23 protein-coding genes and 1 pseudogene are annotated in these 24,886 nt (G+C 54.1%); 11 read left to right on the top strand and 13 right to left on the bottom strand.

Annotation, left to right across the window (positions count from 1 at the left end; all coding sequences use genetic code 11):
* Positions 1 to 19 precede the first annotated feature (19 nt).
* Positions 20 to 1,132, bottom strand: a complete 1,113-nt coding sequence (gene ald / locus ROA7450_RS13100) for an alanine dehydrogenase (RefSeq protein ID WP_085806304.1) — start codon at positions 1,130 to 1,132, stop codon at positions 20 to 22.
* A gap of 135 nt (positions 1,133 to 1,267) precedes the next feature.
* On the opposite strand from ald, the gene ROA7450_RS13095 reads away from it, so the two are divergent.
* Positions 1,268 to 1,729, top strand: a complete 462-nt coding sequence (locus ROA7450_RS13095) for an Lrp/AsnC family transcriptional regulator (protein WP_085806430.1) — start codon at positions 1,268 to 1,270, stop codon at positions 1,727 to 1,729.
* A 315-nt stretch (positions 1,730 to 2,044) separates the two neighbouring features.
* Here the strand turns inward: ROA7450_RS13095 and pnp are convergent, their stop codons facing one another.
* From pnp to mnmC2, 8 genes are all read right to left on the bottom strand, one after another.
* Positions 2,045 to 4,186, bottom strand: coding sequence for a polyribonucleotide nucleotidyltransferase (gene pnp / locus ROA7450_RS13090; protein ID WP_085806303.1), 2,142 nt, complete (start codon positions 4,184 to 4,186; stop codon positions 2,045 to 2,047).
* Between the two features lie 284 nt (positions 4,187 to 4,470).
* Positions 4,471 to 5,538, bottom strand: coding sequence for an AI-2E family transporter (locus tag ROA7450_RS13085; RefSeq protein WP_085806302.1), 1,068 nt, complete (start codon positions 5,536 to 5,538; stop codon positions 4,471 to 4,473).
* Between the two features lie 98 nt (positions 5,539 to 5,636).
* On the bottom strand, positions 5,637 to 6,572 hold the full coding sequence (locus ROA7450_RS13080; protein WP_085806301.1) for an AEC family transporter: 936 nt from the start codon (positions 6,570 to 6,572) through the stop codon (positions 5,637 to 5,639).
* A gap of 84 nt (positions 6,573 to 6,656) precedes the next feature.
* Positions 6,657 to 7,127: a copper chaperone PCu(A)C gene (locus tag ROA7450_RS13075; protein ID WP_085806300.1), complete on the bottom strand. Its 471-nt coding sequence runs from the start codon at positions 7,125 to 7,127 to the stop codon at positions 6,657 to 6,659.
* 74 nt (positions 7,128 to 7,201) lie between these two features.
* Positions 7,202 to 8,296, bottom strand: a complete 1,095-nt coding sequence (locus tag ROA7450_RS13070) for a transporter family protein (protein WP_085806299.1) — start codon at positions 8,294 to 8,296, stop codon at positions 7,202 to 7,204.
* 71 nt (positions 8,297 to 8,367) lie between these two features.
* Positions 8,368 to 8,709 (bottom strand): hypothetical protein, encoded by a 342-nt coding sequence (locus ROA7450_RS13065; RefSeq protein WP_143534449.1) that lies wholly within the window; start codon positions 8,707 to 8,709, stop codon positions 8,368 to 8,370.
* 162 nt (positions 8,710 to 8,871) lie between these two features.
* The gene (locus ROA7450_RS13060) at positions 8,872 to 9,735 is read right to left on the bottom strand and encodes a DMT family transporter (protein ID WP_085806297.1); all 864 of its coding nucleotides are present in this window, start codon (positions 9,733 to 9,735) and stop codon (positions 8,872 to 8,874) included.
* The gene (gene mnmC2, locus ROA7450_RS13055) at positions 9,735 to 10,439 is read right to left on the bottom strand and encodes a tRNA (5-methylaminomethyl-2-thiouridine)(34)-methyltransferase MnmC2 (RefSeq protein WP_234999517.1); all 705 of its coding nucleotides are present in this window, start codon (positions 10,437 to 10,439) and stop codon (positions 9,735 to 9,737) included. The genes ROA7450_RS13060 and mnmC2 overlap by 1 nt, the downstream gene beginning before the upstream one ends.
* Positions 10,440 to 10,477: 38 nt before the next feature.
* Here mnmC2 and ROA7450_RS13050 point away from each other — a divergent pair, with 38 nt between their 5' ends.
* The 5 genes from ROA7450_RS13050 (at position 10,478) to ROA7450_RS13030 (ending at position 13,989) form a co-directional block, all read left to right on the top strand.
* Positions 10,478 to 11,509 carry an NAD(P)/FAD-dependent oxidoreductase gene (locus tag ROA7450_RS13050; protein WP_085806295.1) on the top strand — a complete coding sequence of 344 codons (1,032 nt, stop codon included), beginning with the start codon at positions 10,478 to 10,480 and terminating at the stop codon, positions 11,507 to 11,509.
* Between the two features lie 166 nt (positions 11,510 to 11,675).
* The gene (locus ROA7450_RS13045) at positions 11,676 to 11,924 is read left to right on the top strand and encodes a hypothetical protein (RefSeq protein WP_143534448.1); all 249 of its coding nucleotides are present in this window, start codon (positions 11,676 to 11,678) and stop codon (positions 11,922 to 11,924) included.
* Entirely contained in the window at positions 11,924 to 12,970 is a 1,047-nt protein-coding gene (locus tag ROA7450_RS13040; protein ID WP_085806293.1) for a hypothetical protein, read from the top strand. The genes ROA7450_RS13045 and ROA7450_RS13040 overlap by 1 nt, the downstream gene beginning before the upstream one ends.
* A 301-nt stretch (positions 12,971 to 13,271) precedes the next feature.
* Positions 13,272 to 13,529 (top strand): YjhX family toxin, encoded by a 258-nt coding sequence (locus tag ROA7450_RS13035; RefSeq protein ID WP_085806292.1) that lies wholly within the window; start codon positions 13,272 to 13,274, stop codon positions 13,527 to 13,529.
* A 13-nt stretch (positions 13,530 to 13,542) separates the two neighbouring features.
* A complete protein-coding gene (locus tag ROA7450_RS13030) occupies positions 13,543 to 13,989 on the top strand; it encodes a GNAT family N-acetyltransferase (protein ID WP_085806291.1) in 447 nt (148 codons plus the stop codon).
* Between the two features lie 67 nt (positions 13,990 to 14,056).
* Here ROA7450_RS13030 and ROA7450_RS13025 read toward each other — a convergent pair whose 3' ends face one another.
* A complete protein-coding gene (locus ROA7450_RS13025; RefSeq protein WP_085806290.1) occupies positions 14,057 to 14,554 on the bottom strand; it encodes a MarR family winged helix-turn-helix transcriptional regulator in 498 nt (165 codons plus the stop codon).
* 95 nt (positions 14,555 to 14,649) lie between these two features.
* Between ROA7450_RS13025 and ROA7450_RS13020 the strand changes: the two genes are divergently transcribed.
* Together ROA7450_RS13020 and ROA7450_RS13015 are read left to right on the top strand one after the other, a co-directional pair.
* Positions 14,650 to 15,675: an adenosine deaminase gene (locus ROA7450_RS13020; protein WP_085806289.1), complete on the top strand. Its 1,026-nt coding sequence runs from the start codon at positions 14,650 to 14,652 to the stop codon at positions 15,673 to 15,675.
* 99 nt (positions 15,676 to 15,774) lie between these two features.
* On the top strand, positions 15,775 to 16,608 hold the full coding sequence (locus ROA7450_RS13015) for a CE1 family esterase (protein WP_085806288.1): 834 nt from the start codon (positions 15,775 to 15,777) through the stop codon (positions 16,606 to 16,608).
* Between the two features lie 132 nt (positions 16,609 to 16,740).
* On the opposite strand, the pseudogene ROA7450_RS13010 reads toward ROA7450_RS13015, so the two are convergent.
* The 3 genes and pseudogenes from ROA7450_RS13010 to ROA7450_RS13000 form a co-directional block, all read right to left on the bottom strand.
* Positions 16,741 to 17,178, bottom strand: a pseudogene (locus ROA7450_RS13010) (phosphoenolpyruvate carboxykinase (ATP)); the annotation flags it as partial.
* A 199-nt stretch (positions 17,179 to 17,377) separates the two neighbouring features.
* Positions 17,378 to 19,612 (bottom strand): MFS transporter, encoded by a 2,235-nt coding sequence (locus tag ROA7450_RS13005; RefSeq protein WP_085806287.1) that lies wholly within the window; start codon positions 19,610 to 19,612, stop codon positions 17,378 to 17,380.
* A gap of 419 nt (positions 19,613 to 20,031) precedes the next feature.
* A complete protein-coding gene (locus tag ROA7450_RS13000) occupies positions 20,032 to 21,630 on the bottom strand; it encodes a phosphoenolpyruvate carboxykinase (RefSeq protein ID WP_085806286.1) in 1,599 nt (532 codons plus the stop codon).
* A gap of 369 nt (positions 21,631 to 21,999) precedes the next feature.
* Between ROA7450_RS13000 and ROA7450_RS12995 the strand changes: the two genes are divergently transcribed.
* From ROA7450_RS12995 to ROA7450_RS12985, 3 genes are read left to right on the top strand one after another with little or no spacing between them, the layout of a single operon-like run.
* A complete protein-coding gene (locus ROA7450_RS12995; RefSeq protein ID WP_085806285.1) occupies positions 22,000 to 22,701 on the top strand; it encodes a response regulator transcription factor in 702 nt (233 codons plus the stop codon).
* The gene (locus ROA7450_RS12990) at positions 22,701 to 24,410 is read left to right on the top strand and encodes a sensor histidine kinase (protein WP_085806284.1); all 1,710 of its coding nucleotides are present in this window, start codon (positions 22,701 to 22,703) and stop codon (positions 24,408 to 24,410) included. Before ROA7450_RS12995 ends, ROA7450_RS12990 begins: the two co-directional genes overlap by 1 nt.
* A 32-nt stretch (positions 24,411 to 24,442) precedes the next feature.
* Positions 24,443 to 24,883, top strand: coding sequence for an HPr kinase/phosphorylase (locus ROA7450_RS12985; protein WP_234999516.1), 441 nt, complete (start codon positions 24,443 to 24,445; stop codon positions 24,881 to 24,883).
* The last annotated feature ends 3 nt before the right edge of the window (positions 24,884 to 24,886 follow it).

The raw sequence follows: 24,886 nt of genomic DNA, 5'->3' as shown, positions 1-24,886 counted from the left end.
CAATTCGGTAGTGTTGGGATCAGAGCAAGGATGTTGGATCAACGTGATCCAGACCCAGTGCTTCACCCACGGCTGCGTATGTCAGTTTGCCAGCGTGGACGTTCAGACCATTTAGCAGGTGCTTGTCATCGGCACAGGCCTGTTTCCAGCCTTTGTTGGCTAGCGACAGCATGAAGGGCATGGTCGCGTTGCCCAGAGCGATGGTTGAGGTACGTGCAACTGCACCTGGCATGTTGGCGACGCAGTAGTGCATGACGCCGTCTACTTCGTAGATCGGATCGGCGTGAGTGGTAGCTTTGGAGGTTTCAAAGCAGCCGCCTTGGTCGATGGCAACGTCAACCAGAACTGCACCGGGTTTCATTTCCGACAGCTGAGCACGTGAAACCAATTTCGGTGCCGCCGCACCTGGGATCAGAACCGCACCGATGACCATGTCGGCATCGCGTACCAGCTCGGCCGTCGCACCGGCTGTGGAGTATTGGTTCTTGAAGGTGCCGCCGAAGACGTCATCAAGATAACGAAGACGAGGGATCGAGCGATCCAGAATGGTGACGTCTGCACCCATGCCAGCAGCGATTTTCGCGGCGTGTGTCCCGACAACACCACCACCGATGACGATGACTTTGGCCGGGCCAACACCAGGAACGCCGCCCATCAGAACGCCGCGGCCACCGTTGGCTTTTTGCAGGGTATAGGCACCCACTTGCGGTGCCAGACGACCGGCAACTTCGGACATTGGGGCCAGAAGTGGCAGACCGCCACGGTCATCAGTGACTGTCTCATAGGCAATGGCGGTGCAGCCGCTTTCCAGCAGATCATGTGTTTGATCTGGATCGGGTGCCAGGTGCAGGTAGGTGAACAGCAGTTGACCTTCGCGCAGCATCTTGCGTTCAACCGCTTGAGGTTCTTTCACCTTCACGATCATGTCGGCAGTGGCAAAGATCTCTTCAGCGGTGTCGATGATCGCTGCGCCGGCAGCAACATAATCCGCATCTTCAAACCCAGCGCCCTTGCCGGCACCGGCTTGAATGATAACTTCGTGGCCACGGGCAACAGCTTCTTGCGCCGCATTCGGGGTCATGCCGACCCGGAATTCCTGTGGTTTAATTTCTGTGGGGCATCCGATTTTCATGGTGAACCTCATGTGTGACTTTCTGACAGAATGTCGCATCTGGCAAGAAATCGGGTTGATATTTGAGTTGAAATTTTCACAAAAATGAGAAGAATATTCGAAGTTGAATTTAGTTATTCGAAGGAACTTGCGCAGATGTCACTTGATGCGATGGATCGTCGTTTGCTGAATGTGCTGCAAAGGCGTGGCCGAATCTCAAACGCAGAACTTGCCGAAGCTGTTAATTTGTCCGCCAGTGCCTGCCATCGCCGTGTGCAGCGGCTTGAAACGGATGGTTATATACGCGACTACGTGGCTTTGTTAGATGAAGCAAAGCTTGGGCTTTCCGCTACGATCTTTGTCGAGATCACGCTTTCCACACAAGCAGATGAGGTTCTGGAAGCCTTTGAAATGGCCGTAAAGCGCATTCCTGACGTATTGGAATGCCATCTAACAGCTGGGGCTGCGGACTATATTTTAAAAGTTGTTGCGGACAGTACCGAAGATTTTGCCCGGATTCACCGCCAGTATCTGACGCGACTGCCGGGTGTAGCTAAGATGCAAAGCAGTTTTACACTTCGGACAGTTTTTAACACCACGGCATTACCTGTGGACTGATCAACTTACGATCGAAGGTTGAGATCGGAGCATGCGAAAGGCCCCGGCATGGGGGAATGTCGGGGCCAGGCACGCAGATCCGTGAGTGAGGCGTGCCGGAAAAGGCCAAAAAATACTAAAACAATAACCTTTTCCAAAATCGACCATAACGAGTGTATCGTCGATGTCTCTTCATATAGGAGTTGTTTTAACGCTGTCGCGTAAGGAAAACCTTACCTTTGGTCATTTGCGAGCCAATTTTGTTGAATTTGACGTTACGTCACAAAAAAAGCCCCGGGCAAAATCCGGGGCTTTTCTGATCGATCATCTGAGGAATCAGGCGTCGTCTTTTTCTTTCTTCTCAGGTGCGGCTTCTTCGCCGGTTTCCTGATTGACGATTTTCATCGACAGGCGCACCTTGCCGCGGTCGTCAAAGCCCAGCAGTTTGACCCAAACTTCCTGACCTTCTTTCAGAACGTCGGATGGGTGGTTCAGACGGCGATTTTCGATCTGGCTGACGTGCACCAGACCATCACGTTTGCCGAAGAAGTTCACGAACGCACCGAAGTCGACGATTTTGACAACTGTACCTTTGTAGATGTGGCCTTCTTCTGGCTCTGCCACGATCGAATGGATCATGTCGTATGCCTTCTGGATCGATTCACCGTTTGGCGAGGCGATCTTGATCACACCGTCATCGTTGATATCGACCTTGGCGCCGGAAACCTCGACGATCTCACGGATCACTTTACCACCAGAACCGATCACTTCGCGGATCTTGTCGGTTGGGATGTTCATGGTCTCGATGCGTGGCGCGTGAACGCTGAACTCGGACGCTTCTGTCAGGGCTTTGGACATCTCGTTCAAGATGTGTACCCGGCCGTCTTTGGCTTGTGCCAGCGCTTGTTTCATGATGTCAGGCGTAATGCCTGCAACCTTGATGTCCATCTGCAGCGAGGTGATACCTTTTTCAGTACCAGCCACTTTGAAGTCCATGTCGCCAAGGTGGTCTTCGTCACCCAGAATGTCCGTCAGGATCGCATAAGAACCATCGTCCTCAAGGATCAGGCCCATGGCCACACCGGCAACCGGTGCTTTCAGTGGAACGCCTGCGTCCATCATCGACAAGGAGCCGCCGCAAACAGACGCCATCGAAGATGAGCCGTTTGATTCAGTGATCTCGGAAACAACACGCACAGTGTACGGGAAATCAGTTGGCGCAGGCAGAACCGCCTGAAGGGCGCGCCATGCCAGTTTACCGTGACCAACTTCGCGGCGGCCTGGAGGGCCCACGCGACCCGCTTCACCTACTGAGTAGGGTGGGAAGTTATAGTGCAGCAGGAAGTTCGAGCGGAAGTTGCCGTGCAGCGCGTCGATGATTTGCTCATCGTCGCCGGTGCCAAGAGTGGTGACAACCAGACCTTGGGTTTCACCGCGTGTGAACAGGGCAGAACCGTGTGTCCGTGGCAGCAGGCCAGTCTCTGATACGATAGGACGGACAGTTGTGGTGTCACGGCCGTCGATACGCTTGCCGGTTTTGACAACGTCACCACGCAGAACGCTGGCTTCGAGCTTCTTCAGCGCGGGACCAAGGTTGGCATCGGCCAGTTGCTCTTCAGACAGAGCCTCTTTGATGGCGGCCTTGGCGTCTGCAACGGCACCGGTGCGCTCTTGCTTGTCGGTGATTGCATAAGCAGCACGGATCTTGTCCTCGCCCACCGCTTTAACCGCGTCGTACAGCTCGGAATATTCCGCAGGCTGGAAGTCGAATGGCTCTTTCGCGCTTTCTTCGGCCAGATCGATGATCAGGTCGATGACCGGTTGGATCTGCTCGTGGGCAAATGTCACCGCACCCAGCATCTCGTCTTCAGTCAGCTCGTAGGCTTCCGATTCAACCATCATCACGGCATTTTTGGTGCCTGCAACAACCAGATCAAGACGCTGATCGGGATTCATGCGCAGGTCCTGCATGTCATCAACGGTTGGGTTCAGAACGTATTCGCCATCTTCAAAACCAACGCGGGCACCGGCGATTGGACCTCGGAACGGTGCGCCTGAAATGGTCAGCGCAGCAGAGGCGGCGATCATCGCAACGATGTCTGGATCGTTGACCAGATCGTGGCTCAGCACGGTGCACATGACCAGAACTTCGTTTTTAAAACCGTCAACAAACAGCGGGCGGATCGGACGGTCGATCAGGCGGGCTGTCAGGGTTTCTTTTTCGGTTGGGCGCGCTTCGCGCTTGAAAAAGCCGCCGGGCACTTTGCCGGCTGCATAGTATTTCTCTTGGTAATGAACGGTCAGAGGAAAGAAATCCTGGCCTTCACGTTGCGATTTGGCAAATGTAACCGCGGCCATAACGGACGTCTCGCCCAAAGTGGCGATGACGGTGCCGTCTGCCTGGCGGGCAACCTTACCGGTTTCCAGTGTCAGCGTTTCTTCGCCCCACTGAACTGATTTTTTAACTTCGTTAAACATCTTCGTTTCCTAGTTGGAAGCGCTCCCGGCCCTCCGGGTCTTCCGTTTCAATGGTGGCCCCATTGCCACCGACCTCAATCTTTCTCATGTGCCCGAGGTCAAAGGCATCACGTCTCAGATGGCTGCGCCATATAGGAAAATGAAGGGCTTGGAAACCGTTTTTCGTAGGAGAACTTAATCTCGGCCAACGCACGCCGCATGCTAAAATTGAATAGCTTGCGACCAACAGGAGAATTGAAATTGCGCGCTGATGAATCATCGTACGCAGCCTATTAAACTGCAAACTACGACATCACGCTACTTGCATCTTCTTCGAACTGATTGGCCAGTAAAACGGCGATGAAACGTGTGCTCTCGAAGCTGTAAAAAATGATGGCAAGAACTGATGTCATCGGAACGGCGAGGATTGCGCCTGAAAATCCCCAGAGTGTTGTCCAGACTGACAAAGCAATCAAGACCACAAGCGGGCTAAGATTGACCTGTTTTCCAATCAATCTGGGCTCGACACCGTAGCTTATGGTGATCTGTGCAAGGGTCAGAAACAGCAGAAGTGAGATTGTCATGGGTAACGAAGCAAATTGCGCCAAGGACAACACAACCGGGAAAAAGACGGCAATATATGAGCCGACATATGGAATGTAATTCAGCAGGGCGATCATGATCGCCCAAAACAGCGCAAAATCCGTCCCGTGGGCATATAAGATCACGTAGGATATCACGCCCAGCAATACGTTGATCATCGTTTTCATGACCAGATAGTCGCTGATTCTGGCGTTGATTTCCCCCAGAATATCCATGACTTTGCTGGCTTGCTCTGGTGTCGGGAATACGGCGGAAAGCTTCTTTTCAAAGCTGGCACGTTCGCTCATCAGGAACGTGGCATAGACCACGATCAAAAACACCGTGACGCCCACGTTTCTAAAGCTGCCAAGGATCGTCAGAAACAATTGCCTCAGATCAAAGGCGCCGATTGTGACGGCATACAGCTCATCCCAAAGCTCCTGATGGTCAAGCTCGTATCGAACCGCAACATTCTCGACCATCGTGTCAATATTAGCTTCATAGGTCGGAGCCACCGAGATAATCTCGCGTATCGTGGCGGCGGTGACAATGGCGAGCACAATGATGACCGCAGCAAATGCCGTCAAAAGCGTAAGTCTTAGCAATCGCAAGGGGACTTTGCTTAAGAGTGGCTGTCGATGCAATGCATTTGAGACCGAAAGCATGATGTAGACTGAAATCAACGCCGCGACGATTGGCAAGAGGATTGGACGTCCGATATAGAACAGCCACCCCAGGGCCAATGCAACAAACAGCGCGAGCGCGAAGTTGGATAGCGAAACATTTTTCATCAACAACAGGTCCCTTGGCACGGCGGCTCTGCATTAGAGTAATCGGTAACCGTGCGGGAAAAAACGAAAAAGTGTCTGAGCTGGGGAATGCGCCGGAGTTAGTACAACATTTCAACGAGCAATAAAGATATCGGCAGTGTTAAAAACGCCAGCGCCGTCTGAGTTGTGGTAATTGCCGCCATCAAGGGGGCATCGCCACCCATTTGCCGGGCTAGGGTATAAGATGCCGAAGCGGTCGGAGAGGCCGTGAACAAAAGCGCGATGACAGTTTCAAGTTCGCTTAAGTTCAAGGCTAGTGCCAGCGCTACGGTGATCAGTGGGAAGATCAGAAACTTGCCCACTATGGACAGCGCCAGCGGAAGGGCTGAGGCCTGCATCGCGCGCAGTCGCAGATTGGCCCCGACACACATCAAGACAATAGGTAATGCTGCGTTGCCGATCAGCCTGGTAGTATCGTGCAGAACCGGGACCTCTCCTATACCTGAGATATTGAATCCCACCCCAATCAGAACCGATAGAAGCAGCGGATTGCGCGCCAGATCGTGCAGCACCTTGGCAAATATGTTCTGGCGTGCATCCCGTTGGTTCAGGATTACCATCATTGGGACGATGGCCAGATTGGTCACCGGGATTAGCAGAGCCATGGCCAAAGCCCCCAATGACAGTCCTTCGGCACCAAATAACCCGCCAGCAATCGACAGCGCGATAAAGGCATTGTGCCGTGCCGTACCCTGCATGACCGAACTGGCTTTGTCGTTTGGCAATCCCGCTAGCCGGGCCGTACCCAGACCGAAAGCCAATGCGGCTAGAAACCCTCCGATGATCACAACGGAATACGATCCAACCAGTCCCGGCGTCAGTTCGATCGTCGATGTTTTTTGAAACAGCAGCGCGGGCATCAGGACCCAATAGACCAGCTTGTCGTTCAGGTTCCAGAACTCGACATTCGGGATGCCATTCCTGCGCAGCAGGTAGCCAAGAATGATCAGCAAAAAGATCGGCGCAATTGCGATGAGGACAGGAGTGAGGGCCATGGCCAAGACCTACATCACATAATGCGGAAATGGCCACCGGTTTTTCGCCCCGGCTTGTGGCCGCCGGGGCGCAAGAATTTGGGCTTAATGCTCGTGGGTTTCGCCGTGTTCGGGGCGTTTTTCGATGTTGAATTCAACTTCAATCTCGCCAGCCTTTTCAAACACCAGCGTGGCCGGGATTTTTTCACCTTCTTCTAGTGGGCCATCGGTGATGCCCATGAACATGACATGCATGCCGCCAGGGGTTAGCTCTACGGTTTCACCGGCCGGGATTTCGACGCCGTTTTCAAGCGGATACATTTTCATGACGCCGTCTTCGTCCTTCATGCCGTGGATCCCGACCTTGGGAAAATCGGCGCGGACTTCGATCAGGCGGTCTACTTCTTCACCGTTGTTGGTAACGGTCAGGTATCCAGCGCCGGCGCGGGCGCTGGGCGCGGTTTCGAAGGCCATCGGGTGGTCGATGCTCAGCGATCCGAGCTCGAACTCATGTGCGGTTCCCGAGGTGGCGAGTGGGGCCATGGCAAGAACAGCGGCGGCAATGAAGTGTTTCATGGTGTGGTCCTGTGAAATCAGAGTGGTAAGCTGCGCCCTATTTAAGGGCGCAATTGGATTATTGTGTGTTTGCCTCAGAAGGCTTTCTGCCAACCGATGTTCAGAGTCCAGTCGGTTTCCATCTGAACTCCATTCAGGTTCTGATAAATAGGATAACCAGCCTCGACTGCAAGACGATGGCCGCGCAATGCGCCGCGTTGGGCGGCAAAGTTCGCACCAACGAACATGTTAACAGTTTCGCCGCCGTAGTTGTCGGGGTCCGCGGTTTGAACCGGGCCCATGATGCTGGTGTCCATGCCTTCTATGCGGCCAAGTTTTTTGGCCTCGACCCGGCCTGACAGGCTGACCCATGGCTGGGGCTGAACGCTGGCCCATGCGGTGACGGCGGCCTCATCACCCAAGGCATAGCCTTCGTCATTTTCGTCAATGCGAATGGTGCCACGCAGCTGGCCGCCCCAGTTGAACAGGCCGCTGGTGCCATAATAAGTCACGCCGGGCAGAAGATCGTAGGTGCCCGATCCAAGTTGCATCGAATAGGGTAGGCGCACGTTCATGGTGGCCCCCATCGGGGTAAGCACGTTACCACGTTCGGTGATCGAACCGGTTGGCAGGCTGAGCCCCAGATTTAGGTGTACCTTATGCGCGCCGGTATCCATCAAGCCCACCAAGGCGCCCGCCTTGATATCACCGATGCCTTCGGAGCTGGTGTCGAAGTTTCCCAAGCGAGTGGTGCCCATGCCGCCCATAAAGGTGGTCAGGGTCATGTCTTTCTTGAGGTAAGGCAGCATCGCCATAAGGGTGACGCGATCACTGGGCGCATACATGGCTCCGAACATATGCATGTCCATGGTCATCTCTTGCGGCACGATGCGCAGCGTGGGTGGCTGGCCGGGCATTCCCGCAAATCGGTTTGGTACGCCGGTCACGATCGCCTCGTCCGAGATGCTATTGGTACCTTGACGGTTGCCCTGCATGTCCATCCGCATGAAGCGGTAGGAGAACATGAACTCACCCTGCTTGTGCAGGTGGTCACCCATCACCCCGATGGGCGCGTGGCCATTGGCGTTGATCGGTGCATTGCTGCCTTGGCTGTGGTCGCCGTCGGCGTGGGTAGAGGTTGCAAACATGGTTGCGCTAAATGCTAGCGCGGCTATCACTGTCTTTTTCATGGGTCTTATCATTTCGTTCAGACAGCACGGATGGCTGCCCGGATTGCAGTTAAGGTAAGTGGAAACTGGAATCAGGAAAAAAGAGGGGGTGCACGTGAGTGATAGGGCGCTTTTCGCTCAAGGCTTTCGGCCTTTTGGATGTCAATTGCAAGCGGCAGAGGCATGGCCAGTTGCAGCACTGCGGGAATGTCTGAGCGATCACTATCAAGCGCGGCGGTGATGCCAAAGAATGGACAGGGATCACCGTGTGGCGTGTCCGTCTCGGACGCGGGAACAGGGGCACCTGTTTCCAGCGAAACATAGACGATCTTGCCGCCCGAGCAGAGCGCAATCAGACCCGGTTCCGGCGCGGCCATGACAACCGGCGCGGCGATCACTCGCAGTGCCAGCACAAAGGCCAGAAGCATGGCCATCAGGCCACGTTGACTAAAGCACTTTGATATTTGGCGTGTTTTGAACATGGCCCAGACGAAATGGTTAATTTCTGCTCACAATCACGTTACCGTTTGCGTTGCAACTAGATTTACTTGCGATGTCGCCGGGCAAATTGACGCGTGGCAGTAGGAGTTGCCAGATTACTTAGCCCGCCGTTCTCGCCAAAGGGTAAACAGGCCTGCAGCGAGGATGATCGCAGCGCCGACGGCAACATTCGTGCGAACTGTTTCACCAAACACTATGATGCCAATAGCCCCGGCAAAGGCGAGCTGGAAATAGGCAAAGGGCTGCACAGCCGAGGCTTCGGCGACCTCATAGCACTTGATCAGCGTGTAATGCCCCGCCGCCCCGGTGATGCACAGCAAGCCCATCCAGAGCCAATCTGATGCGGCCATCGGTTCCCAGAACCAGATGCCAACCCAGGTCATCGCGACGGATCCGACAGTGCCTGTCCAAAAGAAGCTGGTCGCGGCTGAATCGCGGCGCGCGGCATAGCGCGTCAGTAGACCATAAAGTGCAAACATCAATGCGGCGGTCAGTGATATTAGTGCTGCGGGTTGGAACACGCCAGAGCCGGGTTGCAGGATGATCAGAACACCAACAAAACCTGCACCAATCGCGGCCCAACGTCGCCAGCCCACTTTTTCGCCCAGGATCGGGCCAGAGAGGGCGGCAACCAGCAGCGGGTAACAAATGAAGACCGAATGCGCCTCGACCAGACCAAGGAGGGTAAAGCTGTATATCATCACGCAGATTTCCGCGACGAGTAGAACCGCCCGGAAGGCTTGCAGCCAAGGTTGGGTCGTTGCGGCGGCCTGTTTGATGCTGCCGGACTGGTGTTTGGCAATCGCGGTGACAAAGGCGGCAAAGAACCAATAGCGGATCATGACCACCATAAAGACGTTATATTCCCCAGCCAGATGGCGCGAGATGCCGTCCTGAATGGCAAAAATGAAGGTGGTCAGGATCATCAACCAGATGCCAAAGCGGGTGTTCAGTTCCATTACTCAGCCCTCAGAGTACAGCGTGTCATATGACGTTTACGGCCGTAACCGGGGGTACGGGTCACGTCGAAGCCTGCTGTTTCAAGTCCCCGTCGGACGAACCCAGCGGCGGTATAGGTGGCGGCGGTGCCTTCAGGTGCGGTGTGCCGCGCCACCTCAGCCATCAGATCCTCTTGCCACAGCTCAGGATTCTTGGCGGGCGAAAACCCATCCAGATACCATGCTTCAGCCTTGTCTTGCCACCTTCGAAGGCATTGGCGTGCATCGCCTTCAATCACGTTCAGTGTTGCGGCGCCGATGGTGATCTGGCGCGCTCCGGTCGCCCAGTGCTGCACCAGTTCAGAAGCAAGTGCGTCTAGCTCTGGAAACGCTGAGAGCGCACGTTGCATTTCATCGGCAAACATGGGGAAGGCTTCAAAACTTGTGAAAGAGAAATTGCCTTCGCATCCGCTTTGTTGCCAAGCCAGTAATGTCGTCAGAAAGTTCAGCCCGGTGCCAAAGCCCAATTCGGCAATCCGGAACCCATCGCGGAACCGCGCCGGTAGATCATTCCCGGCCAGAAACACATGGCGTGTCTCATCCAACCCGCTTTCAAGGCTGAAATACGGGTCGTCAAACCGGGTTGAGATAGGAATATCCCCGTCCCGCCACTCCAGATCTGCGCTTTCGCCCTGCATCTTCCATTCCGTTCCAAGCCATGTCATCAGCTAGGCGACAATGGAGAGAGGCGTAGGCTTTGGCAATGGCAGATGTGACGATCATGGGGGCGGGAGTTTTCGGCCTGTCGGTGGCTTGGTCGTGCTTGCAAAAAGATGCACATGTCATGGTGATTGATCCGCACGGTGTGGGGGGCGGATCCTCGGGCGGTGTGGTCGGCGCATTGGCCCCGCATGTGCCGGAAAACTGGAATGAGAAAAAGGCGTTTCAATTCGACAGTCTGATCATGGCCGAGGCGTTCTGGGCTGAAGTGGCTGAGGCTGCGGGTCAGTCCCCTGGCTATGCCCGGCTGGGCCGGTTGCAGCCTTTGGCGGATGACCGCGCGGTGGCGCTGGCGCAAGAGCGTGCAGTGAATGCGCAAACCTTGTGGCAGAGTAAAGCGGTTTGGGAGGTGGTTGCCGCCGATACGCTTGATTGGGCACCGCCATCGGCAACGGGCCTGTTGGCGCATGATACCCTGAGCGCACGGCTGCACCCGCGTCAGGCCAGTGCCGCTTTGGCGGCGGCCATTCGGGCCAGGGGTGGTGTGATCGCTACAGAGGGGGAGCCATGTGGTCAAGTGATCTGGTGCACCGGTGTTGCGGGACTGAAGGAATTGACCGAAGCGCATACGCGCATCGTGGGCAATGGTGTCAAAGGACAAGGCGCAGTGCTGGACTTCAATGCCGCCAACCAACCGCAGCTTTTTGTCGATGCCCTGCATTTCATCCCGCACGAAGATGGGACCACTGCGATAGGTTCGACAAGCGAACGCGATTACGACGACCCAACCAGTACTGATACCCAGTTGGATGAAATTATCACCCGCGCACGTCAACTCGTGCCTGCTTTGAAAGATGCCCTTGTCCTCAAGCGCTGGGCTGGCGTTCGCCCCCGGACCCGTTCCCGTGCGCCAATGCTGGGCAATCACCCGCTCCGCCCCGATGAATTCATCGCCAACGGTGGCTTCAAGATCGGCTTTGGCATGGCCCCGAAGGTGGGGCAGGTGATGGCGGAATTGGTGTTGGATGGGGTGGATGCTATTCCTAGCGAGTTCCGACCCGAAATGTCCTATTAGAGCTGCCGTCAGATAGGTTGGTAATTTTCAATTTCTGCTTTCTCTTTTCTAAAGAACAGATAAGAGTTGAAGACTCTCTTTTGGGTGGATCTAAAAGGTCTTTGAATTGAATCTAATGCCGATCATCTGCGGGCTTGCGCTTTTTGGACTATCGACATTCATAGGCATGACCAGCGTTGTGAAGATTATCAAGCTTTACGAGGCCAAGCACGAATTGAAGCAAGGTTCTGCTGGCTGGATCAGTTCAATCTCAGGCTGGTCGGTTATCGGCTTTTGGATTCTCGCAACATGGTTTTTGACCTCGATAATCGGAGACTGGCACAGCAGTGGTGATCTGAGTGGGGCTGGCGAGCGTTCGGTGCTCAGGTTGCGGGTTGTTCTGGAAATTGCAATGGCGCTGGCTCATTCCGACTGATGGACGAACTGGCGACATATCAAACCGGGCTGTTGTGCAAAAACTGCGGTGGGCAATGTGCTTACGACCCCGGTCAGCAAGATCTCTTGTGCCAAAGCTGTGGGACACATTGGCCAATCCATTCGCCTTGGGGTCATGCCGCCAAGCGCGAATTCCCATATGATCCGGACATGCCGCAGGAAGAAGCGCCCGCCTTTCGAAACGAGCGTGTCCATCACTGCGAAACCTGTGGCGGGGAGATGCTTTTTACCGGGCCGACACTCTCGGAAAACTGTCCTTACTGTAACGGGCCGGTGGTTTTGGGGGTTGAAGGGAGCGCCTATCGTACCATGGCGCTGGTGCCGTTTCAGGTCGACGAAAAAAACGCGGTGACCTGTGCTGCGAAATGGCTTCGGCGGCGGATCGCAGCCCCAAATGACTTGCGCACACAAGCGGCCAAAGGGCGCCTTGTCGGGATTTATGTGCCATTCTGGACCTTCGATTCAAAAGAAGCGATCGAATATTGGGCGACATATACGAGGGGTTCGGGAAATACGCTGCGTATGGATAGTTTTTCGTGTCGGTTCAATACGCACTTTGACGATTTGCTTGTTCCCGCATCGCCCCACGTAACGCCGTTGATCCGTGACGGTATACTTCACGACTTTAAGCCGGACCGTTTGCGCCCATACCAGCCAAACTATCTGGCTGGCTTTGCCGCTGAACGCCATCATATGACCATAGATGAGGGCCTGCGCGCCAATGAAGACGATAAGGCCTTGTTGATTCGCAACAAGATCAAACAAAGGATCCATCAAAAAGCTGCCAAGATCGGCGGATATCGAACGGATACCTCAGGTATTCACTATCGACGTATTCTGCTGCCGGTCTGGATCTTGCACTATTCGTATAATGACGAGGACAAGAAGATTGTTGTCTCTGGCATTGATGGGCGAACCTTTGGAGAGCGCACATATTCAGTTTGGAAGTTAGCAGTGTATTCCGCCGGTATCGTTATGGCAGTTATGGCATTTGGTTGGTTTTGGGGGGCAGGGAGCGTGCCCTAGTCCGAGGCGTTGCCGAACGGCTTACGCGTAAATTTGTCCGTGCTCCTCACCCGTGATATTTCTGACACGTCACTCGGCGGTTACGAGGCTCGGCCTTGTTTGCATCAATGAGAGAGAATAACTCATCTACAATCCTGGGGCTGATGCCCTCAGGTGATGGAGATTTTATGTTAGAGACCCGGGCAAGCGCCCGTTTCTGATTAGCCGATACGGCAGCAGGAACGATGATACCGAAAACGGCCCCTCACGCGACACGCTGAGCGGGCCTGCTCCTGTACTCTTTTAAAATCGAGACAATCCGTTGAATATCTCAAAGCACGAACAGCGTGTTTTGCATGAACTCGCGCTTGGTGGGGCGATCCACTATGAACGCGGTGAGAATGGCAAAATCCGCAACATCACCTGTTTCACGCGTGAAGGGCATGTTCTGTCCGACTGCACGTTGGATGTTTTCCAGCGCCTGAAAAAGCGGCGTTTTATCCGCTCGCACAACAGCAAGCCCTATCGTGTGTCACGATTGGGTATCACCTCCGTGCGTGCGCAGCTTAATCAAAGATAACAAGGCTAAAACAATGAAAGACACTCAAACAACACTACGCGCGTATCGCGAGGATGACATCGAGGCGGTGATGAGCGCATGGCGCAAGGCCAATGCGCTGGCGCATCCGTTTCTAAGTGATGACTTTGTCGCGCAGGTCGAAGATGCCATTCGCAACATCTACGTTCCAAAGGCAGAAACCTATGTTTTGTCAGAGCCCGAAGGCGTCGTTGGCTTCATTACGCTGATCGGCAATGACATCGGGGGGCTGTTTCTTTATCCCTCAAAGCACAGCAAAGGCTATGGCCGCGCTTTGGTTGATCATGCGGTGGCCCTGAAGGGTCCGCTGAAAGTCGAAGTGTTCCGCGATAATGCGGTGGGTCGTAAGTTCTATGAGCGTTACGGCTTTGAATTTGTCGAGGACGAGTATCATCAGCCATCTGGGCAGTGGAACCGCAAGATGGCGATGCCAGGCGCGTAGCGCAACAATACTCAGGCCACCCAATAAGGGTGGCCTGTCTTCATTTTGCGCTATCACACTGCAGGCCCTACCGCTCTAAGTCGTGCAGGGCATCGAAAAGCGTTGCCCGTAGGTTACTGAGGCCAGAGGGGTCCTCGATGTTTGTAAAAAAGCTGCGATCACAGGCCATTACATCGGTCATTGCCGTTTCTACAAGTGCGGCACCCGCATCCGTTAGTCTCACAATTTTGCTGCGCCCGTCAGACGGGTTGGCGATGCGTTCGATCAGGCCGCGGCTCTCCAACTGGATGAGGATTTTTGTCGTGCCACCGGACGACAAAAGGGCCGAGCGATACAGTTCCGTCGGCGTAAGCTGCCGGGGCTCGGGTCGGGCGCGAAGGGCGACAAGCACTTCGAAAGATGCGTGCGAAAGATCAAAGTCGTCCAGCACTGATTCAGTATTGATCCGGATCAGGTCCTGAAGCCTGAGGATCATGAAGACAATATCCGTCTCGGCGGTGTCTGCCGTAGGCCAATGCTCTTTGATGCGCCCCAGCAGGTCATGGATGGGGGTTTTATCTGACATTTCAGGGCGCTCCCGGGTTGGAATATTTATCTTTCCAGAAAGGTAAAATATATGATATAACTTTCCAGGAAGATAATTTGCAAAAGAGGACGCCAATGTCAAACCTGTCCCAAGCCTTGATTGATCACTTGCCCAAAGCCGAGCTGCACCTGCATATCGAGGGTACACTGGAGCCTGCGATGATGCTGGAGCTGGCCAAGCGCAATGGTGTTGAACTGCCTTATGCCTCGGTGGAAGAGGTCGCCAAAGCCTATGAATTCGACTGCTTGCAGGATTTCCTTGACCTTTATTATCAAGGCATGTCCGTCCTGCTGACGGAGCGGGATTTCTATGACCTGACCTGGGCCTATCTGGTGCGGGTTCATGCGGATCGTTTGACCCATGTTGAGCTGTTCTTTGATCCGCAAGCGCATACAGACCGCGGCGTGGCTTTTGAAACGGTTCTGGCAGGGATCACGCAAGCGCTGGAGGATGCAAAGAAGGAATTTGGCATCACCTCAAAACTGATTATGTGTTTCTTGCGTCACCTGCCCGAGGAAGAAGCCTTTGAAGCGCTGGAATGCGCGTGCAAGCACAAGGATCATATTTTTGGCGTCGGTCTGGACAGCAGCGAGCAAGGCCACCCGCCCGAGAAGTTCGCCCGCGTTTTTGAGGCCGCCCGCAAAGAAGGGTTCACCCCCGTGGCCCATGTCGGCGAAGAGGGGACGGCCGAAAACGTGCGTGACGCGCTGGACCTGCTCAAGATCGAGCGGGTGGATCACGGCAACCATGCGCTGGACGATGCGGCCCTGACCAAACGTCTGGCCGATCAGCAAACCCCGCTGACCATGTGCCCAATTTCAAACTGGCGGCTGAAAGGCATCCCGTCGCTGTCGGCCAGTCCGGTAAAAAAGGCGCTGGATGCCGGGTTGCTGGTGACGGTGAATTCGGACGATCCATCCTATTTTGGCGGATATCTGAACGACAACTACCGCGCCGTGGTGGAGCATCTGGATGTCACCGAACAGGATGTCGTGACGCTGGCCAAAAACTCCTTTGCGGCGTCCTTCCTGAGCGATGGGGAGAAACAGGCGCATCTGGATGCGATTGACCGGCAGGTTGAGGGGGTGAGTAAGGGCTGAAATTGTACCTCAAGTCCCGATGGGGTCCTAGGTTGACAAACCAATGTGGTTTAATCCCGAGACGCATTTTGTGCTAGTATCGGACTTTTGGGGGAAACTATGCTCAAAGAGGTAACGCTCGTTTTAGCCACACTCCTAATTGCAGGGCCGGTAACCGCGTTCGGTTGCGGTAATGAAGCTAACTCGTGCAAGATTGAAACCGGAGAATACCACATTGTTCTTCCCGAAAACTGGGAGGGTGGACCTGCTGTGGTGCATCTGCATGGCTATGGCGGAACTGGTGCTAAGGTCATCGGGAATAAGGCGTTTGTCGAAGCATTCACCGCGCGTGGATACGCTTTTATAGCACCGACCGCATTGCCTTGGTTAGAAGATAAGCCCGCCGATTGGTCTGTTCGAGACGGTTGGAACACCTATCCCCGCTCGGATGTCATATTTCTGCGTGAGGTACTAGCCGATGTTGTTCTTCGGGCAAATGTGGATGCCAGCCGGGTGCTTCTGACAGGGTTTTCAAGAGGCGGGTCGATGGTTTGGGAAGTTGCCTGCCTTGCACCTGACTTAGCTCTTGGCTACGCTCCAGCTTCCGGGGGGTTCTGGCTCCCCGCCACAGAAGATTGCCAGGCGCCGGTAAACTTGCTTCATACCCATGGATTTGTCGACAAGGTTGTTCCGCTTGAAGGTCGCGCAATACACAGCGATGAGTATGACATTACCATTACTCAGGCGGACATCTGGCAAGGCCTTGCGGTGTGGCGACGTGAAAACGATTGCCCACCCAATGCAGCAGACCACAAAATAACCGATGGCCTATGGCGCAAAAGCTGGATTTGCAAAGTCGGCAGTCTCGAAATCCTCCTACACAACGGAGGGCACGGTTATCCAGAGGGGTGGAGTTCGCAGGCACTTGACTGGTTTGAAGGCCTTGAAAACTGACGGACCATCACTTCCCGCACTCCTATGATATGTTCAATAAAGCTGTGAGCTATGGGTGTAGCGCTTTAGAACGAGATAGTCCCTGATATCGATCTGATATCAGGGGCTTTTATTCAGTTACTCAAGAATACCTCAACCCAGCGTGACGGCTTTGACGTCTTCGTTGATGTGGGGCAGGTATTGCTCAAAATTGTCGGCGAACATTTTAACCAGTTTGGCGGCTTGTGCATCGTAAGCTGCCGGGTCGTCCCATGTTGAGCGCGGGTCCAGCAGTTCGGCATCAACGCCGCGCACGGTGACGGGCACGTCAAAGCCGAAGTTGGCGTCTTTGCGGAAGGTTGCCTCGTTCAATGAGCCATCCAGTGCGGCGGTCAGCAGGGCGCGGGTGGCTTTGATTGGCATGCGTGATCCGGTGCCATATCCATCGCCGATCCAGCCGGTGTTGATCAGCCAGCAGGTTGCGCCGTGCTTGGCGATCTTCTCGCGCAGCAGGTCGCCGTAGGCCTCGGGGCGGCGCGGCATAAAAGGCGCACCAAAACAGGTTGAGAAGGTTGGCTCGGGCTCGGTCAACGCAAGTTACATCAGTTGGTCTCGATTTAGCGAAGAACGTCTCTTAGATTCATGCAATTATTGATGAACGCGAGGCTGTATTGGAATTCGCAAACTGCGTTCAATTTCTAAAGTTCTTTGCACTTCGTTCTCCATGCTGAGTTAGAGATAAAGCATGCAGTATGGGCTGATCAAGCTTTTCCAAGCCTTTGTAGCAAGGTCAGCGTAGCGCGCTCAGGATACTGAGTGGATTAGCGTAATCATCGGTCCATAGTCGTCCGCCGTCACTTTTCATCTTACCCCAGTTTCCGCCATCCAAGATATGCTTAACGTTCGCTCCATCACGCGCAACCATGACAACTCTACTTTCGGAAGCGCCATCTGCATATTGACTTTCGGTAAGGGGTTCGTCGTGCAGCCAAATATTTAAGCCAAGCGCCTCGGCAGAGCGCGACAGGGGAACCGCGATGTCATAGAAGCGGTTTGAAACATGATAAATCACCACGCCATTGTCGGTCGTCCTGTCGAGATACAACTGCATAGCCTGTGTGGTCGTAAGGTGTATCGGTACGGCATCGGAGCTATATGCATCGATCACCATGACCGACATCTTCAGATCGTTCTGCTCTTCCAAAACAACGCGTGCGTCGCCAAGGTAAGTAGGTTGATCTCCTGCGCATGATGACATGTAAGTGAAAAGCGACGGATCGCGCGCAACCTGATCAACCACACTGTCTATTTCGTAGTAGTGATAGGTCTGACCAGGCAGGCGATAGCATGCCAAAGAGCCGATGCCGAGTCCGATGATCCCGATGTTGGATGCGCTTCGCGCCAAGTCACTTTGGAGAACTTGTGCCATAGGTAACTCAGGGTGGTAGTAAGACAACGGCACAGGGCGCTCGACATCAAAATCATCAATTCGTTGAATCCCGTGGATGGTTGTTCCGTTCGAGTAGAATCTTAGCCCTCTCACATGATTGTCCCTCACCATGTGTGCGCCGAAAAAGCTACGATCCATGAAATGTGCTTCTTCGTATTGGAGAAACGCGCCAGAGACGGTCACTGTCACCATCGCGACACCGAACGTCACAAGCGGGCGGGCAAAAAGCAATGCCAAGATCAATGCTATTCCGGCGACGATGATCAGATAGTTGGGGTTTGAAGATAGAACCGCACATGCTACAAACGTCAGCGCAAGTAAGCCTCCCAGAGCTCCAACCTTGTGGAAAATCGCCCGGCTGAATGTTGGTCGATTAAGAAAGAGCGGAATGATCGCAGCCATAGCAATGGTTGCGGGGCCCTCTCGCATTGCATCGAAAACCATGGGTGCCACGATTGAGTTGAATAAACCCCCAAGAGCGCCACCGATAGACATCACCAGATAGAACGTCGTGAGACTGCCTGCATCTGGCCGCGCATGATACAGCTGCCGGTGCACATACAGAGCCACAGCAAAGAACGCCAATAGCAGGCAAGCCATCATAGACAATTGGCCTTTCGCGAGAGGGCTTGTGCTGAACGCATAGATTAGGAAGACAACACTGGAGCTGTGGAGTACCTTCAACCAATTGTCTGGCATGATCGCTCGCTTGCGGAACGTCAGTACAAAGGTGGCGAGAAATAACGCGAGTGGCAGAATCCAAATCATTGGAATTGTGCCCATGTCGGTTGAAATTTTGGATGTCACCGCAAGCATCAGAGATGACGGCACAAAGGCCAGCAAGAGCCAGATGGCAATCTGATCTGCGCCAATGCGTGCCTGGGGCAATACATTGTCTTGCGGTACCGCCTTTTCGCTAGGTTTGACCGCAGGCCGTGTGAAAATAGTCCAGGCAACGGTCATCAAACACACGCCGAATGCAATGAACCCGATTGTCCATCCATTTCCGATCGCGGTCGCGCCGAAAATCGGTTCTGCGATCAGAGGAAATGCCAGCAGTGCCAACATCGACCCGAGGTTTGAAGCGCCATACAGGAAGTAGGGGTCGTCACCGGATGGGGCGCCCGAACTCCGGTACCAAGCCTGAACCAACGGTGCGTTGGCAGACAGCACAGCGAATGGCACACCGACACCTAAGGCAAAAAGCCCAAGCGTTTGAAAAGTGACAGAGCCGTTGGCATTGAACGCCCAACCCTCGGGAATAGCGAGGGGAAGAAACAACAGCGCTACGGCCCAGAACCCCAGGTGAATGCCAAGTTGCCAACGAGTCGGACAGAACCGGACCAGAATGTGAGCATAGAGATAACCGCAAATCAGGACAGTTTGGAAAAACAACATCGCTGTCGTCCAAACTGCTGGAGCGCCTCCGATCACTGGAAGAACAAGTTTGGCAAAGAGTGGCTGGACAAAGAATAAGAGTGAAGCCGAAAGAAAAATCGTCAACGTAAAGAGAACAACAAGACCTCGACCATCGCGGATACGAGCGAAAGAGCCAGAACACGATGCATCGGACATAGCGAAGACACCCTTTGATATGAATTAGGACGCGTCAAGCGCACGAAAACCATTGTTCAAATTGCTTTGCGTTGTTGGTTGAACTAAGGCGCGCCCAAGTTCAAATCATGGCACCCGGGTCTTTGTTGATCGCGCTGTTGGGAGGTATCTACAGCTCGGTCTGTATCTGGCTTATTGATATTTGGCGCAGCAGATGGCCCGTCACGGTTTGCTTCGCTGAACGGTAGCTTTGTGGTTGTTTTCTGGAGCGTTGCACCAGGGTAGCTAAAAATGGGCCCACTTGAACGTCAGCGGGACGGGATACACTGCGGATGCATCAGGCGGCTTAGTCCGCAATGTTGACTTTGAATGCTATGCTCTAAGAGGAAGAGCTCTGGTATCGAAGGAATACCAGAGCTCTTCTTGCGTTCGGTGCATGTCTAGCCAAGCGTGACTGCTTTGACGTCTTCGTTGATGTGGGGCAGGTATTGCTCGAAATTGTCGGCGAACATTTTGACCAGTTTGGCGGCCTGCGCATCGTATGCAGCCGGATCTTCCCAAGTTGAGCGTGGGTCGAGCAATTCGGCATCCACGCCACGCACAGTGACAGGAACGTCAAAGCCGAAGTTGGCATCCTTGCGGAAGGTGGCTTCGTTCAGAGAGCCATCCAGTGCGGCAGTCAGCAGGGCGCGGGTGGCTTTGATTGGCATGCGTGATCCGGTGCCATATCCACCGCCGGTCCAGCCGGTGTTGACCAGCCAGCAGGTTGCACCGTGTTTGGCGATCTTCTCGCGCAGCAGGTCGCCGTAAGCCTCGGGGCGGCGGGGCATGAAGGGTGCGCCAAAGCAGGTAGAGAAAGTTGGCTCGGGCTCGGTCACGCCGCGCTCGGTTCCGGCCACCTTGGAGGTGAACCCAGACAAGAAGTGATACATCGCCTGCGCGGGGGTCAGCCGCGCAATGGGGGGTAAAATGCCAAACGCATCGCAGGTTAACATGATCACATTTTTCGGATGGCTACCCACGGCGGTCGAAGATGCGTTCGAGATGTATTCCAGCGGATAGGCGCAACGCATGTTGGCTGTCAGGCTGTCGTCGTTGAAATCCAGTTCCAGCGTTTCCTCATCAAACACCATGTTTTCGACCACAGTGCCGAACTTCGAGGTGGTCGCGTAGATCTCTGGCTCAGCCTCAGGGTTCAGATTGATGGTCTTGGCATAGCAGCCGCCCTCAAAATTGAAGGTGCCCTGATCTGACCAGCCGTGTTCGTCATCGCCGATCAGTGTGCGTGCAGGATCGGCAGACAGCGTGGTCTTGCCCGTGCCAGACAGCCCAAAGAACACAGCTGTATCGACCGGGTTGCCATCTGCGTGGTTGGCCGAGCAGTGCATCGGCATGATGCCCTTTTCAGGCAGCAGGTAGTTCAGCAAGCTGAAGACGGATTTCTTGTTTTCACCGGCATATTCGGTTCCGGCAATCAAGATCATCTTGCGTTCGAAATTCGTGGCAATGACGGTTTCCGAACGGCAGCTATGCTTTTCTGGTGAAGCCTTGAAGCTGGGGCAGTTGATGACCGTGAAGTCAGAGAAAAAGCTATCTAGCGCGGCCCGGTCGGGACGGCGCAGCATGTGGCGAATGAACAAGCCGTGCCAGGCCAGTTCGGTGACCATTCGGACATTGATCGCATGGGCCGGGTCGGCGCCCCCAGTCAGGTCCTGAACATAGTAGTCACGACCCTTCATGTGTTCGAGCATGTCGTTGTGAAGGGCGTCAAAGCCTTCTGACGACATTTCTGCGTTGTTTTCCCACCAGATATTGTCGGCCACATCTGCGGTTCTAACGACATGTTTGTCCTTGGGGGAGCGGCCTGTAAATTTGCCGGTCGAGACAAGGAATGCTCCGCCCAACCCAAGTGTCCCTTCACCGTTTTTGAGAGCCTGTTCGACCAGTGCTGGTTCGATCAGGTTATAGTAGACATTGCCCAGACCTGTGATTCCTTGATCTTCAAGCTGGAACTGCGGGTTGACCCGTCCGAATGCCATGATATGCGCGCTCCTGTTCGCGATCGCCGCGATCTGCGGCGGTTGCCCGATCGCGGCACCCGAAAACTGGCGCGATTGATCGAAGCAGATTCAGTTGTTGAGCGCTCATAACATGACGCTTCTGTGAAAGAACAGGACGCTTTTGAGGCGTTAGCGCAACCAAGTGCAAGTTAGCGCAATCAAACGCGACAAGGAGTAAGGTTGACGTATGGGCAGGTGTTGGGTCAGGCGCATTTGGAGATTTCTTAGACATTTATGTCAAAAATGGGTCGTGATCTTGACCGATTCGCAAATTTCCGTTGATTGCGGTGGGCTAAGATGCGCATACTAGGCAAAAAAATAAGGCAGAGTAGTGGAAGGGATTTTGCAATGTCGAGAATCGCCCTGGTGGACGATGACCGGAATATTCTGACGTCCGTATCGATGACCCTTGAGGCTGAGGGCTTCGAAGTCGAAACTTATAATGATGGCCAGCAGGCCTTTGATGCATTTAACAAAAAACTGCCGGATATGGCGGTTCTGGATATCAAGATGCCACGTATGGATGGCATGGATCTTCTGCAACGGTTAAGGCAAAAATCATCGATGCCGGTCATTTTCCTAACATCCAAAGATGACGAAATTGACGAGGTTCTCGGCTTGCGCATGGGGGCTGACGACTATGTCAAAAAACCCTTCTCGCAACGCTTGTTGGTTGAACGCATCCGCGCCCTGCTGCGCCGCCAAGAGGCGGTTGAGGGCAATCTAGTAGGTGATACCGAAGAGACCAAGGTGATTGAACGTGGCGAGTTGCGTATGGACCCGCTCCGTCATGCTGTCACTTGGAAGAACAAAGATGTCTCTTTGACGGTAACCGAATTCCTGCTATTGCAGGCGCTTGCGCAACGTCCCGGTTTTGTTAAAAGCCGCGATCAGTTGATGGATGTCGCTTATGATGATCAGGTTTATGTTGATGACCGTACCATCGATAGCCATATCAAACGCCTCCGCAAGAAACTGCGCATGGTTGATGGTGATTTTTCAGCAATCGAAACGCTTTATGGGATCGGTTACCGGTATAACGAGGAATAATGGCGCTGGCCGAACCAATGACTTCGCAGAACCACACATCGAAAAGCGATAATGTCGTTTTGGGCGATGAATTCGTTGCTCCAGACAACTTGGTGGAAGATGAACTGCGCATGAACCGCGCCCGGCGCGGTTTCGTATCTTTACGTAACTCCCCGCTGACGCGGAAAATTGTCACCTTCAATTTGATCGCATTGAACGTGCTTGTTGCGGGTATCTTATACCTCAACGCCTCGCGTGATGGGCTGGCGTTACAGCGTGCCAATGGTTTGGTCGGAGATGTCGAACTGATTGCAGATGTGTTCGAAGCACAGCTGCCTGCTGGTGTTCCTGTTAGTCTTGCCAGTGGCGATGGCATCAATGTTCACGCCACTCTAAGCGGTCTAGACATCCAAGAAGGGATCGAAGTTTATGTCTTCGATACCAAAGGGCAACTGATAGGCCAAATGGCGGGGGCCACGACCGGCCTGTCAAAACCAGATAACCGAAGTCCGACCTGGATTACGGATATGTTGACCAACGTTTGGGATACGCTATCTGCACCGTTCTCAGCGCAGGAAGACAAAGATATTGACGTGAGTGTAGAGGAACATCTGCGCAAGATGGTTGCTTCGACCGTGGCTGAAGGCGTGCAGATTTCGACAGGTCAAACCTCGCAGATCGGTGTGTTTTCAGTTTCGACGCCTATTATGCACAATGGCGCACCAATTGCGGTTGTTGCTCTGGCCAGCGCCAGTGGAGAAATTGACCGGTTGGTGCGGGTTGAGCGCGAGCGGGTTCTACAGATGTTTTTGGTCGCCACGATCGTCTCCATTGGTTTGAGTCTGCTGCTGGCCTCAACCATTGCGAATCCGCTGGCTGATCTGGCCTCTGCCGCGGAATTGGGTGGTGCACGTGATCGCAACCAAAGATCAGGCGGTCGAATCCGGATTCCGGACCTCACTGCCAGACCGGATGAGATTGGACGTTTGAGCGGCGCATTGCGTGGTATGGTCGCAGCACTTTACCATCGCATCGATGCAAATGAACAGTTTGCGGCTGATGTTTCGCATGAAATCAAAAATCCCTTGGCATCCCTGCGCTCTGCTGTGGGGACAATGCGGGTGGCAAAGCGCGACGACCAGCGCGAAAAGCTGCTGCAGGTGATCGAACACGATGTACGCCGCCTCGACCGTTTAGTCAGTGACATTTCTGATGCTTCGCGGTTGGACAGTGAGTTGGTCAAGGAAACACAAGAAGAATTTGACCTGGTCGCGATGTTAACCAATTTGGGCAGTTATCTCGGGGAGCAAGCCGGACAAAAAGGGATCGAGTTTATCACCGACTTCCCGCAACACCCCGTCAAGCTGACTGGGCTAGAGGGGCGGCTGGCGCAGGTGTTCGTCAATCTAATCACCAATGCGATCAGTTTTTGCGAGGACGGCGATGCTATTCGTCTTTGGGTGCGTCAGCGTGAAAACCGTGTGGTGGTTGTGGTCGAAGACACTGGCCCTGGTATCCCGGAACAGGCTTTGACGAAGATTTTCCAACGTTTCTATTCGCAACGAAATGAGAATGACTTTGGCAATAATTCTGGGCTTGGCCTGTCGATTTCCAAACAGATTGTAGAGGCCCATGATGGCGTGATATGGGCAGAGAACATTCGCCCGACAGATGCGGATGTTACATCTGATCCTTTGGGAGCACGTTTTGTGGTCGGCTTGCCAACTTGACGAGAGCCCTGCCGAGTGCAACGGGTTACTCAATGGTCGAGACAATGAATACCAGCCCTGAAGAGATTATACATGCCACAACGGTGGCCCATCTGGGACGTGCGGTAATGATCCGGGGGCGCTCCGGGTCTGGCAAATCCGGTCTGGCGTTGCAGCTTTTGGCACTCGGTGCCGAATTGGTTGCGGATGACCGTACCAGAATTTGGGCACAGGATAGCACATTGATGTCAGATGTGCCGGAGACCATTCGGGGCCAGATCGAAGCGCGCGGGGTCGGGATTTTGGCTGCTCCTAACCGTGGTCCGACGCGGGTATTCCTTATCGTGGATCTAGATCAATCCGAAACAAAGCGTTTGCCTCAGACACGATATGATAATCTACATGGTATTCGGCTCCCACTTTTACATCGCGCTGATTTTATACATTTTCCTTCTGCGATCTTGCTCTATCTTAAGCATGGGCGAGTCGACTGAGGG

The organism is Roseovarius albus (assembly GCF_900172335.1).
Taxonomy (GTDB): domain Bacteria; phylum Pseudomonadota; class Alphaproteobacteria; order Rhodobacterales; family Rhodobacteraceae; genus Roseovarius; species Roseovarius albus.
This window is presented reverse-complemented; position numbering and strand designations above follow the sequence as displayed.

Bases quoted from the DNA above. Each gene is read 5' to 3' on its own strand.
- ald (WP_085806304.1), bottom strand. From the start codon at position 1,132: ATGAAAATCGGATGCCCCACAGAAATTAAACCACAGGAATTCCGGGTC.
- ROA7450_RS13075 (WP_085806300.1), bottom strand. From the start codon at position 7,127: ATGAAACACTTCATTGCCGCCGCTGTTCTTGCCATGGCCCCACTCGCC.
- ROA7450_RS13045 (WP_143534448.1), top strand. From the start codon at position 11,676: ATGACCAGCGTTGTGAAGATTATCAAGCTTTACGAGGCCAAGCACGAA.
- ROA7450_RS13095 (WP_085806430.1), top strand. From the start codon at position 1,268: ATGTCACTTGATGCGATGGATCGTCGTTTGCTGAATGTGCTGCAAAGG.
- ROA7450_RS13020 (WP_085806289.1), top strand. From the start codon at position 14,650: ATGTCAAACCTGTCCCAAGCCTTGATTGATCACTTGCCCAAAGCCGAG.
- ROA7450_RS13060 (WP_085806297.1), bottom strand. From the start codon at position 9,735: ATGGAACTGAACACCCGCTTTGGCATCTGGTTGATGATCCTGACCACC.
- ROA7450_RS12985 (WP_234999516.1), top strand. From the start codon at position 24,443: ATGGTCGAGACAATGAATACCAGCCCTGAAGAGATTATACATGCCACA.
- ROA7450_RS13040 (WP_085806293.1), top strand. From the start codon at position 11,924: ATGGACGAACTGGCGACATATCAAACCGGGCTGTTGTGCAAAAACTGC.
- ROA7450_RS13085 (WP_085806302.1), bottom strand. From the start codon at position 5,538: ATGAAAAATGTTTCGCTATCCAACTTCGCGCTCGCGCTGTTTGTTGCA.
- ROA7450_RS12995 (WP_085806285.1), top strand. From the start codon at position 22,000: ATGTCGAGAATCGCCCTGGTGGACGATGACCGGAATATTCTGACGTCC.
- ROA7450_RS13080 (WP_085806301.1), bottom strand. From the start codon at position 6,572: ATGGCCCTCACTCCTGTCCTCATCGCAATTGCGCCGATCTTTTTGCTG.
- ROA7450_RS13050 (WP_085806295.1), top strand. From the start codon at position 10,478: ATGGCAGATGTGACGATCATGGGGGCGGGAGTTTTCGGCCTGTCGGTG.
- ROA7450_RS13015 (WP_085806288.1), top strand. From the start codon at position 15,775: ATGCTCAAAGAGGTAACGCTCGTTTTAGCCACACTCCTAATTGCAGGG.
- ROA7450_RS13000 (WP_085806286.1), bottom strand. From the start codon at position 21,630: ATGGCATTCGGACGGGTCAACCCGCAGTTCCAGCTTGAAGATCAAGGA.
- ROA7450_RS13070 (WP_085806299.1), bottom strand. From the start codon at position 8,296: ATGAAAAAGACAGTGATAGCCGCGCTAGCATTTAGCGCAACCATGTTT.
- ROA7450_RS12990 (WP_085806284.1), top strand. From the start codon at position 22,701: ATGGCGCTGGCCGAACCAATGACTTCGCAGAACCACACATCGAAAAGC.
- ROA7450_RS13025 (WP_085806290.1), bottom strand. From the start codon at position 14,554: ATGTCAGATAAAACCCCCATCCATGACCTGCTGGGGCGCATCAAAGAG.
- pnp (WP_085806303.1), bottom strand. From the start codon at position 4,186: ATGTTTAACGAAGTTAAAAAATCAGTTCAGTGGGGCGAAGAAACGCTG.
- mnmC2 (WP_234999517.1), bottom strand. From the start codon at position 10,439: ATGACATGGCTTGGAACGGAATGGAAGATGCAGGGCGAAAGCGCAGAT.
- ROA7450_RS13005 (WP_085806287.1), bottom strand. From the start codon at position 19,612: ATGTCCGATGCATCGTGTTCTGGCTCTTTCGCTCGTATCCGCGATGGT.
- ROA7450_RS13065 (WP_143534449.1), bottom strand. From the start codon at position 8,709: ATGGCCATGCTTCTGGCCTTTGTGCTGGCACTGCGAGTGATCGCCGCG.
- ROA7450_RS13030 (WP_085806291.1), top strand. From the start codon at position 13,543: ATGAAAGACACTCAAACAACACTACGCGCGTATCGCGAGGATGACATC.